Source organism: Mesorhizobium newzealandense (assembly GCF_042682145.1).
GTDB classification, from domain to species: domain Bacteria; phylum Pseudomonadota; class Alphaproteobacteria; order Rhizobiales; family Rhizobiaceae; genus Mesorhizobium; species Mesorhizobium newzealandense.
Window position 1 is genome coordinate 408,526 of record NZ_JBHUGZ010000017.1, and the last position, 15,668, is coordinate 424,193.

General features: G+C 63.5%; 11 protein-coding genes and 1 pseudogene. 7 read left to right on the plus strand and 5 right to left on the minus strand.

The annotated features are described in order from the left end of the window. Positions 1 to 26 precede the first annotated feature (26 nt). Positions 27 to 1,250: a lytic murein transglycosylase gene (locus ACFSOZ_RS26240; protein WP_379102689.1), complete on the plus strand. Its 1,224-nt coding sequence runs from the start codon at positions 27 to 29 to the stop codon at positions 1,248 to 1,250. Between the two features lie 130 nt (positions 1,251 to 1,380). Beyond that, positions 1,381 to 2,607, plus strand: a complete 1,227-nt coding sequence (locus ACFSOZ_RS26245) for an SGNH/GDSL hydrolase family protein (RefSeq protein WP_379102691.1) — start codon at positions 1,381 to 1,383, stop codon at positions 2,605 to 2,607. Here the strand turns inward: ACFSOZ_RS26245 and ACFSOZ_RS26250 are convergent. Together ACFSOZ_RS26250 and gltB are read right to left on the minus strand one after the other, a co-directional pair. Next, the gene (locus tag ACFSOZ_RS26250; protein WP_379102693.1) at positions 2,604 to 4,058 is read right to left on the minus strand and encodes a glutamate synthase subunit beta; all 1,455 of its coding nucleotides are present in this window, start codon (positions 4,056 to 4,058) and stop codon (positions 2,604 to 2,606) included. The genes ACFSOZ_RS26245 and ACFSOZ_RS26250 overlap by 4 nt on opposite strands. A 141-nt stretch (positions 4,059 to 4,199) precedes the next feature. After that, a complete protein-coding gene (gene gltB, locus ACFSOZ_RS26255; protein ID WP_379102695.1) occupies positions 4,200 to 8,921 on the minus strand; it encodes a glutamate synthase large subunit in 4,722 nt (1,573 codons plus the stop codon). 489 nt (positions 8,922 to 9,410) lie between these two features. Between gltB and ACFSOZ_RS26260 the strand changes: the two genes are divergently transcribed. Further along, positions 9,411 to 10,463, plus strand: a complete 1,053-nt coding sequence (locus tag ACFSOZ_RS26260; protein ID WP_379102697.1) for a threonine aldolase family protein — start codon at positions 9,411 to 9,413, stop codon at positions 10,461 to 10,463. 66 nt (positions 10,464 to 10,529) lie between these two features. Here ACFSOZ_RS26260 and ACFSOZ_RS26265 read toward each other — a convergent pair whose 3' ends face one another. After that, entirely contained in the window at positions 10,530 to 10,997 is a 468-nt protein-coding gene (locus ACFSOZ_RS26265) for an Hsp20 family protein (RefSeq protein WP_109659260.1), read from the minus strand. Between the two features lie 528 nt (positions 10,998 to 11,525). On the opposite strand from ACFSOZ_RS26265, the gene ACFSOZ_RS26270 reads away from it, so the two are divergent. Next, a complete protein-coding gene (locus ACFSOZ_RS26270) occupies positions 11,526 to 12,503 on the plus strand; it encodes an alpha/beta fold hydrolase (RefSeq protein WP_379102699.1) in 978 nt (325 codons plus the stop codon). Positions 12,504 to 12,521: 18 nt separating this feature from the next. Here ACFSOZ_RS26270 and ACFSOZ_RS26275 read toward each other — a convergent pair whose 3' ends face one another. Next, positions 12,522 to 13,034 (minus strand): DUF1579 family protein, encoded by a 513-nt coding sequence (locus ACFSOZ_RS26275; protein WP_379102701.1) that lies wholly within the window; start codon positions 13,032 to 13,034, stop codon positions 12,522 to 12,524. Between the two features lie 176 nt (positions 13,035 to 13,210). Between ACFSOZ_RS26275 and ACFSOZ_RS26280 the strand changes: the two genes are divergently transcribed. From ACFSOZ_RS26280 to ACFSOZ_RS26290, 3 genes are all read left to right on the plus strand, one after another. Continuing rightward, entirely contained in the window at positions 13,211 to 13,366 is a 156-nt protein-coding gene (locus tag ACFSOZ_RS26280; RefSeq protein ID WP_167392101.1) for a hypothetical protein, read from the plus strand. A gap of 3 nt (positions 13,367 to 13,369) precedes the next feature. Then, the gene (locus tag ACFSOZ_RS26285; RefSeq protein WP_379102703.1) at positions 13,370 to 13,633 is read left to right on the plus strand and encodes a DUF1127 domain-containing protein; all 264 of its coding nucleotides are present in this window, start codon (positions 13,370 to 13,372) and stop codon (positions 13,631 to 13,633) included. A 208-nt stretch (positions 13,634 to 13,841) separates the two neighbouring features. Continuing rightward, positions 13,842 to 14,672 (plus strand): helix-turn-helix transcriptional regulator, encoded by an 831-nt coding sequence (locus ACFSOZ_RS26290; protein WP_379102705.1) that lies wholly within the window; start codon positions 13,842 to 13,844, stop codon positions 14,670 to 14,672. Positions 14,673 to 14,684: 12 nt separating this feature from the next. On the opposite strand, the pseudogene hisN reads toward ACFSOZ_RS26290, so the two are convergent. After that, positions 14,685 to 15,459, minus strand: a pseudogene (gene hisN / locus ACFSOZ_RS26295) (histidinol-phosphatase). Between the last annotated feature and the right edge of the window lie 209 nt (positions 15,460 to 15,668).

Below are 15,668 nucleotides of genomic sequence, written 5' to 3' on the forward strand. Positions count from 1 at the left end.
TTCCTGACACAGAGAAGGAGGAAAAGATGTCCGTTCGCAATGCCGCAAAACGTTTTACCAGCGTCATCGCGGCAGCCAGCCTCTCGCTCGCTCTGCTGATGCCTTCCGGCCCGGCGTTCGCAGATGGCGGTTTCCGGCAATGGGTCGCCGGCTTCCGCGCCACCGCCGTGCAGAGCGGCGTTTCCGGAGCGCTCTACGATCAGGCCTTCAGGGATATCAAGGATATTGACCCGGTGGTGCTGGAAAAGGCACGCACGCAGCCTGAGTTCACCGCGCCTGCCTGGGACTATTTCGACAACCGCGTCCACGACCAGTCTGTCGCCGTCGGCCAGCAAATGGCCAAGAAATGGAGGCCATGGCTGGACAGGATCGAGGCCAGGTTCGGCGTCGACCGCTACATCCTGCTCGCCATCTGGTCGATGGAATCGAACTATGGCGAAATCCTCAAGCGCGACGACATCATGCGCAATGTCGTGCGCTCGCTGGCGACCTTGGCCTATGCCGATCCGAAGCGGGCGAAATTCGCCCGCACCCAGCTGATCGCCGCGCTGAAGATCCTGCAGACGGGTGATATCGACGAAAGCCATCTGAGCGGATCCTGGGCTGGCGCCATGGGCCACACCCAGTTCATCCCGACCAGCTATCTGCACTATGCCGTCGACATGGACGGCAACGGCAAGCGCGACATCTGGAATTCGATCCCCGATGCGCTGGGAACGGCCGCCAATTTGTTGAAGAAGAATGGCTGGCAGGCCGGCAAGACCTGGGGCTATGAGGTCGCCTTGCCTGCCGGCAAACTTCCCGGCGGCTCCAAGACGCTGTCGCAATGGCAGGCGCTCGGCGTCGTCAGGGCCAACGGCAAGCCATTCAAGAATGGCGGCGACAAGGCGACGCTGAAGGTGCCGGACGGCCGCAGCGGGCCCGCCTTCCTGATGATCAAGAATTTCTCGGTCATCAAAGCCTACAACAATGCCGACAAATATGCCCTTGCCGTCGGCCTTCTTGCCGACGAAATCGCCGGCTCCAGTGGTCTCGTGCAGGACTGGAAGCGGCCTTTCACCAAGCTCACTTTCGAGGAAAGGCAGGAGCTGCAGAAGCGGCTTTCCCAGCACGGCCTCTACGACGGCAAGTTCGATGGCAAGATCGGCGACGGCTCGAAAACCGCCATCATGGCCTTCCAGGCCCAGGCCGGCTTGACCCAGGACGGCTATCCGAGCATGGAAGTGCTGAAGTGGCTCCGGCAGAAATAGAGCCACCTGCAGTGCCACGCGGCCTTTCGGACGCGCAAAGGACACTGTAGCAATCTGGTTGGCGCTGGATTCCTCCTGAAAAGTCGATGCGATTTTTCGAGGAAAGTGCGCCAAGGGACGGAGGAAAAGATTGGCTTCGGCTGCGCGCATCGCAGGGCTTGTTCGTCGCATGCCGGTGCTCATTCTGGCCATCGTCGTGCTCGCCGTCGGTGTGGCCGGCGCCTTTCATGCCCCCGCCATGGCGCAGGAGCAGCAAAACCGCGGCTGGTCGTTGCGCGACCTTTTGTTCCCGCGTCGCAGCGAGCGGATCGAGCCGCCGCTGAACATCCAGAAGGCGAAGCCAAAGCCGCGCAAACCCCGCGTCCCGCGTGCACCGGCCGAACCGCAGACGCCGATCGTCGAGAAAGTCCCGGATGCCCGCACCGTCCTGGTGGTCGGCGACTTCATGGCGTCCGGGCTTGCCGAAGGCCTCGACACCGCCTTTGCCGAAAACCCCGGCATCAGGATCGTGGTTCGCAGCAATGGTTCATCCGGCTTCGTGCGCGACGACTTCTACAACTGGCCCGAGCAGATCAAGACGCTGATCGAGACCGAGAAACCCGCTGCCGTGGTCGTCATGCTGGGGTCCAACGACCGTCAGCAGATGAGGGTGGGGGATGTGCGCGAGCAGCCTCGGTCCGAGAACTGGACCAAGGAATATGAGCGCCGCACCGATGCACTCGGCAAGGCCATCGCTGACGCCAAGGTGCCCTTCGTGTGGGTTGGCATGCCGGCGTTCCGAGTACCGAAGATGACCTCCGACATGCTGGCCTTCAACGACATCTACCATCAGGCGGCGGAAAGCCATGGCGGCGAATTCGTCGACGTCTGGGATGGCTTCGTCGACGAGAACGGCGCCTTCGTCACCAGCGGCCCCGACATGAACGGCCAGCCGGTGCGGCTGCGTGCCGACGACGGCATCAACGTCTCGAAGGCCGGCAAGCGCAAGCTCGCCTTCTATACCGAAAAGCCGCTGATGAAGATCCTCGGCCTCGCCGCGCCCGGAGGCGTGGTCCCGGCGACCGCACCGGCCGGCGCGCCCGTCGAAGCGCCGGCGCCGGCCGCAGCTCCGATTGTGATCGACCGCACCGCGCCGATGCTGCTCAGCGATCCGGCACTCGATGGCGGCTCCGAACTTCTGGGCGCGGCACCGCCGCCGGCAAAGACCAACCCCAACCTGCCCGGCGAAAAGCTGGTGGTCGAGGGCAAGGCACCCCAGGCTTCGCCCGGCCGCGCCGACGATTTCTCCTGGCCACCCCGGACGCAGCCTGCTGCGGCGGCAGCCGCGACCGACACGACGACGGCGATCGATCCTTAACGCGGCAGGACGGTCGACCCCATCAGAGCCTCATCGATCGAACGGGCTGCCTGGCGGCCCTCGCGGATCGCCCAGACGACCAGCGACTGGCCGCGACGCACGTCGCCTGCCGCATAGAGCCTGTCGACGCTGGTCCTGTAGTCGCGGTCATTGGCCTCGACATTCCTGGAACGGCGGCTGTCGGTGACGATCTTCATCTGGCCGTCCAGTTCAGACACCAAGCCGGCGGTGGTCGGACCGGCAAAGCCGATGGCGATGAAGGCAAGATCGGCACGGATGACGAATTCGGTGCCGGCGATCGGCTTGCGCTTGTCGTCGACCTCGCAGCACTTGACGCCGGTCAGCTGGCCTTCCTCGCCGATGAATTCGAGCGTCGCCACCTGGAATTCGCGCTCCGCCCCTTCGGCCTGCGAGGACGAGGTGCGCATCTTGGTCGCCCAGTAGGGCCAGACCGAAAGCTTGTCTTCCTTCTCCGGCGGCTGTGGGCGGATGTCGAGCTGGGTGACGCGCACCGCGCCCTGGCGGAAGGCAGTGCCGACGCAGTCGGAGGCGGTGTCGCCACCGCCGACGACGACGACATGCTGGCCACCGGCGATGATCGGATGCGACGGCCATGCCACCGACTGGATCGGCTCGCCGCCGACCCGCCGGTTCTGCTGTACCAGATAGGGCATCGCGTCATGCACGCCGCCGAGGTCGTCGCCCGGAATGCCGGCCGCGCGCGGTGTTTCCGACCCGCCGCAATAGAGCACCGCATCGTATTCGGCCAGCAGCTCGTTTACCGTCTTATCGACGCCGACATTGACGCCGCAATAAAAAGTCACGCCCTCGCCCTGCATCTGCTCGATGCGCCGGTCGATATAGTGCTTCTCGATCTTGAAGTCGGGAATGCCGTAGCGCATCAGCCCGCCCGGCCGGCTTTCGCGCTCATAGACATGGACGTCGTGGCCGGCGCGGCCAAGCTGCTGGGCAGCCGCCATGCCGGCCGGGCCGGAACCGATGACGGCGACGCGCTTGCCGGTCTTCTTCTCCGGCGGATAGGGCCTGATATGGCCGGTCTCATAGGCCTTGTCGGCAATCGCCTGCTCGACCGTCTTGATGGCGACGGGAATGTCCTCGAGGTTCAGTGTGCAGGCTTCCTCGCAGGGCGCCGGGCAGATGCGGCCGGTGAACTCCGGGAAGTTGTTGGTCGAATGCAGGTTGCGGATCGCGTTGTCCCAATCGCCATTGTAGACGAGGTCGTTCCAGTCCGGAATCTGGTTGTGGATCGGGCAGCCCGTCGGTCCATGGCAGAACGGAATGCCGCAATCCATGCAGCGCGCGGCCTGTTTCTCGACCTCCTTGTCCGACATCGGCAGCGTGAACTCGCGGAAATGCCGGATGCGGTCGGAGGCCGGCTGGTACTTGTGCACCTGCCGGTCGATTTCGAGAAAGCCTGTTACCTTGCCCATAGTCCAGTTCCTGCTGTCCAGATGGTGCGGTTTTCGCCGCACCCGTTAACCTCTTGAGGCAGCCATGGCAACCTTGCCCTCGAGGTCAAACTGTCGATGAAAGTGGGCCGGGAAACCTGCGCCTCCCAGCAATCGCAAAATCTATTCCGCCGCAACGCCCATGCGCATGCGTTCCATCTCGATCAGGGCGCGGCGGTATTCGACCGGCATGATCTTGCGGAATTTCGGCCGGAAGATCGTCCAGTCATCGAGGATCTCGCGGCCGCGCACCGAACCGGTGTAGTGCACATGGTTCGAGATCAGCTGGTAGAGCCGCTCCTCGTCATGGCTGGTCATGTCGCCGGACACGTCGACGCGGCCCTTGTGGTCGAGGTCGCCGCCGTGATGCAGCAGCCTTTCCATCAGGTCGTCTTCCTCTGGAACCGGTTCCAGCTCGACCATCGCCATGTTGCAGCGCTCGGCAAAATCGCCCGCCTCGTCCAGCACATAGGCGACGCCGCCCGACATGCCGGCGGCGAAGTTGCGGCCCGTCTTGCCGATGACGACGACGATGCCGCCGGTCATGTACTCGCAACCATGGTCGCCGACGCCTTCGACGACGGCGGCAACACCCGAATTGCGCACGGCGAAACGCTCGCCGGCAACGCCGGCGAAGTAGGCCTCGCCCTCGGTCGCGCCATAAAGCACGGTGTTGCCGACAATGATCGACTCAGCCGCGACGATCTTGGCCTCTTCCGGCGGCCGGATGACGATGCGGCCGCCCGATAGGCCCTTGCCGACATAGTCGTTGCCGGCGCCGACGAGCTCAAACGAGATGCCGCGCGCCAGGAAGGCGCCGAAGGACTGGCCGGCGGTGCCGGTCAGCTTCACCGAGATCGTGTCCTCGCGCAGGCCCTTGTGCTTGAAGCGCTTGGCCACTTCGCCCGACAGCATGGCGCCCGCCGAGCGGTCGACGTTGCGGATGTCGACCTCGATCTTGACCGGCTGCTTGCTCTCGAGCGCCGGCTTGGCCAGTTCGATCAGCTTGCGGTCGAGCACATCGTCGATCGGATGCTTCTGGCGTTCCGTCCAGTGCACCGCTTCATGCGGCGCGTCCGGCTTGAAGAACATCTTCGAGAAATCGAGCCCGCGCGCCTTCCAGTGTACGATCAGGTCGCGCTTTTCCAGGAGGTCGGTGTCGCCGATGATCTGGTCGATATGGGTGTAGCCCATTTCGGCGAGCAGCTCGCGCACTTCCTCCGCCACGTAGAAGAAGAAGTTGATGACATGCTCGGGCGTGCCCTTGAAGCGCTTGCGCAGCACCGGGTCCTGCGTCGCCACGCCGACCGGACAGGTGTTCAGATGGCACTTGCGCATCATGATGCAGCCGGCTGCGATCAGCGGCGCGGTCGAGAAGCCGAACTCGTCGGCGCCGAGCAGCGCGCCGACGATGACGTCGCGGCCGGTGCGCAAGCCGCCATCGACCTGCAGCGCCACGCGCGAGCGCAAGCCGTTCAGCACCAGCGTCTGGTGCGTCTCGGCAAGGCCCATTTCCCACGGGCTGCCAGCATGCTTGAGCGAGGTCAGCGGCGAGGCACCGGTGCCGCCATCATAGCCCGAGATGGTGATGTGGTCGGCGCGCGCCTTGGCGACGCCGGCCGCAACCGTGCCAACGCCGACTTCCGACACCAGCTTGACCGACACGTCAGCCCCCGGATTGACGTTCTTCAGATCGTAGATCAGCTGCGCCAGATCCTCGATCGAATAGATGTCGTGATGCGGCGGCGGCGAGATCAGGCCGACGCCCGGCGTCGAATGCCGGACCTTGGCGATGGTCGCGTCGACCTTGTGGCCGGGCAACTGGCCGCCCTCGCCGGGCTTGGCGCCCTGCGCCACCTTGATCTGCATCATGTCGGAGTTGACGAGATATTCGGCCGTCACGCCGAAACGGCCCGAGGCGATCTGCTTGATCGCCGAGCGTTCGGGGTTCTTGCCGCCGCCTGGCAGCGGCAGGTAGCGGTCGGCCTCTTCGCCGCCCTCGCCGGTGTTCGACTTGCCGCCGATGGCGTTCATCGCACGCGCCAGCGTCGTGTGCGCTTCGCGAGAGATCGAGCCGAAGGACATCGCCCCGGTCGAGAACCGTTTGACGATATCGGCCGCCGACATGACGTCGTCGAGCGCGACCTTCTTGCGGCCGCTCTCCTCAGCCAGCTTGATCCTGAACAGGCCGCGAATGGTCTGGGCGCGAGCCGTCTCGCTGTCGATCTGCGCGGAATAGTCCTTGAACGTCTCCCACGAGCCCTGGCGCACGGCGTGCTGCAAGGTGGCGACCGCGTCGGGCGACCACATATGCGCCTCGCCGCGCATGCGGAACATGTATTCGCCGCCGACTTCGAGGCTGTTGCGCAGCACCGGATCGTTGCCGAAACCGTCATTGTGGCGGCTCAGCGTCTCGGTTGCGATCTCGTCCAGCCCGACGCCTTCGATCAGCGTCGCGGTGCCGGTGAAATACTGCTGCACGAAATCGGTCTTCAATCCGATGGCGTCGAAGATCTGCGCGCCGCAATAGGACTGGTAGGTCGAGATGCCCATCTTGGACATCACCTTGAGGATGCCCTTGCCGATCGACTTGATGTAGCGCGTGACGACTTCGTAGGCGTCGACCTCTTTCGGCAGTTCGCCGCGCTTGTGCATGTCGAGCAGCGTATCGAAGGCAAGGTACGGGTTGATCGCCTCGGCGCCATAGCCGGCAAGGCAGCAGAAATGATGCACTTCGCGCGGCTCGCCGGATTCGACGACGAGGCCGACCGAGGTGCGCAGTCCCTTGCGGATCAGGTGGTGATGCACCGCGGCCGTCGCCAGAAGCGCCGGGATGGCGATGCGGTCCGGCCCGACCTGGCGGTCGGACAGGATGATGATGTTGTAGCCGCCGGCGACCGCCGCCTCCGCCCGCTCGCACAAGCGGTCGATGGCGCCCTGCATGCCCGCGGCGCCTTCATTGGAGCCATAGGTGATGTCGATCGTCTTGGTGTCGAAGCGGTCCTCGGTATGGCCGATGGAGCGTATCTTTTCGAGATCGCCATTGGTCAGGATCGGCTGGCGCACTTCGAGCCGCTTGCGGCGCGAATTGCCGACCAGGTCGAAGATGTTCGGCCGCGGCCCGATGAAGGACACCAGGCTCATCACCAGCTCCTCGCGGATCGGATCGATCGGCGGGTTGGTGACCTGGGCGAAGTTCTGCTTGAAATAGGTGTAGAGCAGCTTCGACTTGTCCGACATTGCCGAGATCGGCGTGTCGGTACCCATCGATCCCACCGCTTCCTGGCCAGTCGTCGCCATCGGCGACATCAACAGCTTGGTGTCTTCCTGGGTGTAGCCGAACGCCTGCTGGCGATCGAGCAGGCTGACATCCTTGCGCAGCGCGCGCGGCTCGACCGGCTTCAGGTCTTCGAGGATGAGCTGCGTGTTGGCGAGCCAGGTCTTGTAAGGATGCTTGGTCGCGATCTCCGACTTGAGCTCCTCGTCGGAGACGATGCGGCCTTTCTCCAGGTCGATGAGCAGCATGCGGCCAGGCTGCAGACGCCACTTCTTGACGATCTTCTCCTCCGGCACCGGCAGCACGCCGGCTTCCGAGGCCATGATGACGCGGTCGTCGTCGGTGACGATGTAGCGCGCCGGGCGCAGTCCGTTGCGGTCGAGCGTGGCGCCGATCTGGCGGCCATCGGTGAAGACGACTGCCGCCGGTCCGTCCCACGGCTCCATCAGCGCCGCATGATATTCGTAGAAAGCCTTGCGGTCGGCATCCATGAGCTTGTTGCCGGCCCAGGCTTCCGGGATCAGCATCATCATCGCATGGCTGAGGCTGTACCCGCCCTGGAACAGGAACTCGAGTGCATTGTCGAAGCAGGCGGTGTCGGACTGGCCTTCGTAGGAAATCGGCCAAAGCTTCGAGATGTTGTTGCCGAACAGTTCGGAATCGACGGACGCCTGTCGCGCCGCCATCCAGTTGTTGTTGCCGCGCACGGTGTTGATCTCACCATTGTGGGCGACCATGCGGTAGGGATGCGCCAGCTTCCACGACGGGAAAGTGTTGGTCGAGAAACGCTGGTGGACAAGGATCAGCGCGGTTTCGAAGCGCGGATCGGTCAGGTCCTTGTAATAGGCACCGACCTGATAGGCCAGGAACATGCCCTTGTAGACAATGGTGCGTGCCGACAGCGACACGCAGTAGGAGCCGATGTCCTTGTTGTCGTTCTCGGCGTAGATGCGGCCCGATATGACCTTGCGCAGCAGATAGAGCCTGGCCTCGTACTCCTCGTCGTCGGGAATGTCGGATGTGCGGCCGATAAAGACCTGCCGATGGAACGGCTCGGACGCCACGATGTCAGGCGCCTTCGACAGGGACGAATTGTCGACGGGCACGTCACGGAACCCGATGAGCGGAAGCCCCTCGGACTGCGCCGATTCGGCGATGATGTCCTCGATATGGGCGCGCAAGGCGGCGTCCTGCGGCATGAACCAGTGTCCGACGCCGTACTGACCCGCCGGCGGCAGGTCGATGCCCTGGGCTGCCATCTCCTCACGGAAGAAGCGATCCGGGAGCTGCACCAGCACGCCGGCGCCATCGCCGACCAGCGGATCGGCGCCGACGGCGCCGCGATGCGTCAGGTTTTCGAGTACGGCAAGCCCGTCCTTGACGATCTGATGCGACTTCACGCCCTTCATGTTGACGATGAAGCCGACGCCGCAGGCATCGTGCTCGTTGCGCGGATCGTAGAGGCCGTGGGCGGAAAAGCCCGTGCTGGTTCGGAACGTATTTTTGACGGTTGCCGCTTTCGTCTGCGCGGCCTGGCCGTTCGTCGCAGAGTGCGTCATGTCCGTCATCTCCTGTCCTCCATTCCCAGCCCTTCGGGCGCCGGTTTGCCTCGGCAAGCGCCTGGCTCACCCTGATCCTTGCGGCACGTCTTGCGAAATCCTTGCCGAACCAGGCGGCGTTCCGCATGGTTCGTATTCGTACAGGCCAAAGTCTGGCCGTCCAACCTGTCGCTCGCAGCAACAGCCGGAGAGGCCCAAATGATACGCCAATCCAGCTCATTTTGTGCGACAAAATAAGACAGCACTACTGTCCTAAATTTTTATGACAGAAATCCTGAACGCACACAAGACCGATTCACAAAAAACTTGGGCCGCCGGCGACAGAAAATTACGTGAAGTTGAAGGGAAACGTAAGCTTCGGTCGCCAGCCGCTGCCCTGCCCGGTTGGCTGGCTTTAATGGTTTTCCGGCGTCTGGCCCTTGCAGTCAGCACGCGAAACCGGTCAACGTCCGGCCGATTTCCCCAAAACACTGATTTCCACAACACACGGGCAGATGCATGTTCTTCGCTTCCGACAATTGGGCAGGCGCCCATCCCAATATCGTGGCCGGCCTGTCGGCCAATGCCGATGGTTTTTCCACCGCCTATGGCGACGGTGCGCTTGATCAGGCCGTCTACAGGCGCTTCAGCGAGATTTTCGAGCGCGAAGTCGCGGTGTTCTTCGTGGCGACCGGCACGGCCGCCAACTCGCTGTCGCTGACCGCCTACAACAAGCCTGGCGGCATTTCCTTCGCCCACCGCGAATCGCATGTGATCGAAGATGAATGCGGTGCGCCGGAATATTTTTCCGGCGGCTCGCGGCTGCATGCGATTGATGGCGCGCTCGGCAAGATAGATCCGCACAATCTGGAGAGGAGCATCGGCCGCTTCGCGCCCGAAATCGTCCATTGGGGACGGCCGATGGCTGTTTCGATCACCCAGTCGACCGAGGTTGGCACCATCTACGGTCTGAACGACATCGCCGCGATCTCGGCCATCGCCAAGAAACATTCCGTGCCGTTGCACATGGACGGCGCCCGCTTTGCCAACGCGCTGGTCGCGCTGGACACGACGCCGGCCGAAATGACTTGGAAACGCGGCGTCGATATCCTCTCTTTCGGCGGCACCAAGAACGGCTGCTGGTGCGCCGAGGCGATTGTCCTGTTCGATCTGGACCGTGCCAAGGAATTGGCCTTCCTGCGCAAGCGTGCCGCCCAGCTGTTTTCGAAATCGCGATTCGTCGCGGCGCAGTTCGAGGCCTATTTCAAGGATGGATTGTGGCTGGACACCGCCCGCCACGCCAACGCTATGGCCGCGCGCCTCGCGGCGGCGATCGAGGATTCGGCCACGGCGAAGCTGGCCTGGCTGCCGCAGGCCAACGAGGTGTTCGCGGTGATCAAGAAAGGCGAGGCGGAAAAGCTGCAGGCAGCGGGTGCTGCCTTCTACGACTGGCATAGGCCGCATGGCTTTGACGGCCACATAGGCGAGGACGAGTTGCTTTATCGCTTCGTCACCAGCTTTGCGACGACGGCCGATGAAGTCGACCGCTTTGGCCAGCTGATCGCTGGTTAAGCGGTATCACAGACAACAAAAAAGGCGGCACCTTTCGGCGCCGCCTTGCCTTGGGAGGCTATTGGTTTAGTTGGCGGTCTTGGCCTCGATCTGCTTGGCCTTGGCCGAAGACGCCGTAATGGCGATCTTGCGCGGCTTCAATTCCTCGGGAATGTTGCGCTTGAGGTCGACGAACAGCAGGCCGTTCTTCAGCGAGGCACCGACAACTTCGACGTGATCGGCAAGCTGGAAGCGGCGTTCGAAAGCCCTTGAGGCAATGCCGCGATAGAGCAGTTCGGAACCTTCGCCAGTGCCCTCGTCCTTGCGCTCGCCCTTCACGGTCAGCACATTGCGATGGGCTTCGATCGAGATCTCCTCGTCCGAGAAGCCGGCAACCGCCATCGAGATCCGGTAGGAGTCCTCGCCGGTGCGCTCGATGTTGTAGGGCGGATAGGTCTGCGCGCCATCCGGCTGCGCAAGCGAATCGAGCATGGTGAAGAGACGGTCGAAGCCGACGGTCGAGCGATAAAGCGGGGAAAAATCAACGTGACGCATGAGGTGTTCTCCTGTTGAGCAACATGGTTTGCGTATGGCCGTTGCGAAACCCTTGAGCGGCGTTTCGGCTGGACCAGCGGCCCCAGTATTGGCGACCGCATCCGACATTTGGGGAGCGCTCGAATGCATTTCAAGATTTCGCCTGCTGGCAAAAAGCCCGTGCGGCTGGTCCTTGATGAACGGCAGATGAACCGGCGCTTCGGCGCGCGTTCAGACAGCCGGCGCTAGAGTGAGCCCAAGATCAAGGATCGGCGGCGCTGGATTGAGCAATTCCAGGAAAGGTGTGAAGCGGTTTTCGCGGGAAAAGCGCGTAGCTCTTCAAGGCGCCGCAACGAGGCCGAACCGGGTGTAACGTCCCTTCCTCCCGGATCGACAGAGGCCGGAAGCACGCATTCAAGCGGCTTCCGGCCTTCCCATTGCAGCTTCCCATCACCGGGAATTCCTTGCTTTTGGCGCATGGGCGTCTATCACCTTAGCGGAGCCAGCCAGCATGGACGGGCACGCCAGACGCCGAGCACGAAGCGCCGAATGACGGATCTCTTCCCCGACACACCCCTTTTTCACGAAATCGAGGGCAATCCGCGACCGGAAAACGCCTCCGGCGGTTTCTTCACCACCCGCGACCGCAAGAAGATCCGCTACGGCCTGTTCGGTGCGGCCGCCCGCCCGCTGAAGGGCACCGTGGTCGTGCTCACCGGCCGCAACGAGTGCATCGAGAAGTATTTCGAAACCATCCGCAACCTCGCCGACCGCGGTTTTGGCGTCGCCACCCTCGACTGGCGCGGCCAGGGCGATTCCTCCCGCCTGATCCGCGATCGCCAGCGCGGCTATGTCCGCAGCTTCCGCGACTATACCGCCGACCTGGAGCAGTTCTTCGAGGAGATCGTGCTGCCCGACTGCCGCGGTCCGTATTACATCCTCGCCCATTCGGCGGGTGCGGTGATCACGCTGCTTGCCACGCCGTCGATGGTCAACCGCGTGCGGCGCATGGTGTTGATCGCGCCGTTCCTCACCGTGCCCGATCTGCCGGTCTCGATAAGGACGGTTCGCCGCGTCTGTACGCTGTTCTGCGCTCTCGGCCTTGGCCGGCTCTATGCCGCCTGGGGTCCGCGGCCGAAGGTGACGGCCCCTTTCGAGACCAACAAGCTGACGTCGGATCCGGAGCGCTATCGGCGCAACACGCGGATCTACGAAGAGTATCCGCAACTGGCGCTTGGCGGCCCGACGATCCGATGGCTGCAGGCGGCCGCGAAGGCATCCGAAGCCGTGAGCGACCCCGACTTCATGGCCCGGATTCAGGTGCCGATGCTGATAATCGCCGCCGGCGCCGACCAGGTCGTCTCGACCAAGGCCGTGGAAGCCTATGCCAGACGGCTGCGGCTCGGTTCGCTGCTGATGATCGACGGCTCCCGTCACGAAATCCTGCAGGAAGCCGACATCTACCGCGAGCAGTTCCTCGCCGCCTTCGACGCCTTCATTCCTGGCAGCGACGACCCCACGGCCTGACGGACGCCGATTGCCGGCTCATGCCTGGCGGGCGAACTCCATGACCCAGTTGGTCTCCCAGTTCGTGCCGCCATCCTGCGAAAAGGCCTGCTCCCAGCGCGCCGAATTCTCCATGATCGCTGACCAGAGGAAACGAACCTGGATCGGCCGGCCGTCGAAGACATCGTCGCACAGGAATGTGCCGACACCGTCGATGAACGCGCCGCGCACCGGCACATCGATGGTCCGCGGGTTGCGGCCATCGATCCACCAGATCGACCATTGCCGTGTCGCCGGATCGAAGGTCCGCACCGTTGCGGCACGATAGGCGCCACCCGGCAGTTCGATCACATTGTCATCGACATTGCCGAGCCCGCCGAGCAGCGGGCGCACCTCGCATGTGCCCGTGAATTCGTCCCAGTTGGTGTCGCCCGCCAGGCGCGTTTGCAGCCTTCGATGACTGACATCCCAGCTGCCGAAGAAGAAATCGAAATCGCTGTGGCCGTCCGCCGGAATGTCATTGGCTTGGCTGGTTGTTGATTGTGTCGGCATCTCTGGTCCTCCCTCTGGAAAGGCCCTTCCATAGTCCGTGCCAACTGACACCCTGTTGTCAGTAGGGATGGGCCGGTAGGGCCTGCGGCACGCAAAGTGCTAAAGATTCTGACAGCCCGCATCGCTCCGGAGTGCTCATCTGCCCGCGTCGAACTGAACGCCATGGAGATGAGATCATGACCGAGAAAACCTGCGCCGCCTGCGACTGCCAGCTGGACGCCAACCCGATCCGTGTCAAGGTCGGCGGCAAGACCGTCGAAGTCTGCTGCGAGGAATGCGCGCAAGCGCTGAACGAAGCCGGCGCCTCGGCAGCCGGCACCAGGGAGGACTGAGCGATGCGCCCCGATCATACAGCGGCGACGCAATGCCTGACCGGCACGATCCCCGCATTCAAGCCAACGGCTCGCGCATCGGACACCGCGACAATCCGGCAGTCCCTGCGCGCACAATTCATGGCGGCGGCCAGCTGGATCAGCTGTCAGATGGAGAGGCGTCGTAGCCGCCGCGCTCTGGTCGAAATGACCGACGACCAGCTCAAGGATATCGGCCTGTCGCGTGGCGAGGCCCATTCGGAATATATGCGCCATTTGTGGGATTAATGCATGTCGCCCAAAAGTGGTCCCGGTTTTGGGGCAACGACATGCATGAAACAAAGACTTAAAGCGCGTCGCCTGAATCCGTTTCAACGCGACGCGCTCTAAGCAGCGGTGTGTCGGGTAGTCTCCTGACAGGAATGGGCGGGCCGATTGCGTAGAGTGCCGATTGCAATGCCGGACCCACGGTCCGGTGCAAGGGAAAGCAACGGCCATGTCGCAATTCACGGTCCAGCCGCTTCTGGACACCGGCTCCGTCAGGGTACGGGACGTCGTCTGCAGCGGCGAATGCCGTCACAGGAGCGAAGAAGAGTGCACGTCGGCCACGCATCTTGTGTTTCCCTACCGTGGCGTCTTCGTGCGCCATGTCGGCCGCAACGACGCCGTCGCCGAAGCCAATCAGCTGCTGTTCTTCAACGAGGCGGAAGCCTATCGGATCAGCCACCCCGTCGAGGGCGGTGACGCCTGCCTCGACCTCGTCGTCGAGGAGGCTCATTTGCTGGAGCTGGCGCCGAAGCAACAATTGCGCACCGGCGCCACACCGGCGTTTCGCCGCCAGCGCCGGCGCATTGACCCGCGAGCGCAGGCTTTGGTGGCCTTGCTGCGCCACAGCCTGAGCCGCAATGTCGCCGAGACGCTTGAGGCCGAAACCCTGGCGCTGACGCTGGTTCGGCGCTCTCTCGGCGAGCGCACCTCGCACGTCGCCGGCGCCAGCTTAGGCCGGCAGAAACTCGTCGACCGCGCCAAGATCGTTTTGTCCTCGGATCTGTCGCGGCGCTGGACGCTGGCCGAAATCGCCGCCGAGGTTGGCGTCTCGCCGGTCTACCTGACGCAAATGTTCCAGCAGGTCGAGGCCATGCCGCTCTATCGCTATCACCTGCGCCTGCGGCTGGCGCGGGCGCTCGACCTGCTTGGCCGCTACGACAATCTGACCACGCTGGGCATGGACCTCGGCTTCTCCAGCCACAGCCATTTCAGCGCCGCGTTCAGGCAGGTTTACGGCCGCACGCCGGCGGAATTCCAGCGCTCGATCAAGCCGCGCTAAGGTATAGAAATTTCAGCCGCGCAGCGCTGCCATCGCAGCCGCATGCAACTCCGGCGTCGCCGCCGCCAGCACGTCGCCGCCCTTTTCCGCCGGCCCGCCGTCGAATGTGGTGACGATGCCACCGGCCTTTTCGATGATCGGGATCAGCGCCACGATGTCGTAAGGCTTCAGCCCGGGATCGGTAACAATGTCGACGCTTCCCGACGCGATCATGGCGAAGGCATAGCAATCGGCGCCATAACGGGCGAGCTGGACCTGCGTCTCTAGCTGGTCGTAGCGCGCGCGCGCCGCGCCCTTGAACAGCGCCGGCGTGGTGGTGAACAGAGTCGCCTCTGCGAGGCTGGTCGTCCTGCGGGTGGTCAGCTTGCGCGGCCCGCCCGGACCCTCATAGTGCGAGCCCGAGGCATTGGCGTAGTAAAGCTCGCCGGTGAAGGGCTGCGACATCATGCCGGCGACAGCATCGCCGTCGACCGTCAGCCCGACCAGCGTCCCCCCACACCGGCAGGCCGGAGATGAAGGCGCGCGTGCCGTCGATCGGGTCGATCACCCAGACATGCCGGCTCGAGATGTTCTCGCTGCCATGCTCCTCGCCCAGAATGCCATGGTCGGGGTACTCAGCCGATATCAGCGCCCGGATGGCGCGTTCGGCCTCGCGATCGGCTTCTGTGACCGGGTCGAAACTGCCCTTTTCCTTGTTGGCGACCGCGCCCTGGCTGCGAAAGCGCGGCAAGGTTTCCGCCGCTGCCGCCTGCGCGATGCGGCGCATGAAATCGATGCTGATATCCAACTGATTCTCCCGCACTGCAGCATGCCCGAGCCGGGCTCTGCCGCCAATTTCCCACCAAAACAAGAGTGTCCGACGATTTTTCCGCAACGACACCTGTTGCCCGGATGTCACACAAGCATCATCGAAACGCAATTTCCACATCAGAGTGAATTAAAAAAGCCTGAAGGTCGCTTGACATTTGTGCAGCGCACAATACCCTCAACCTCGGA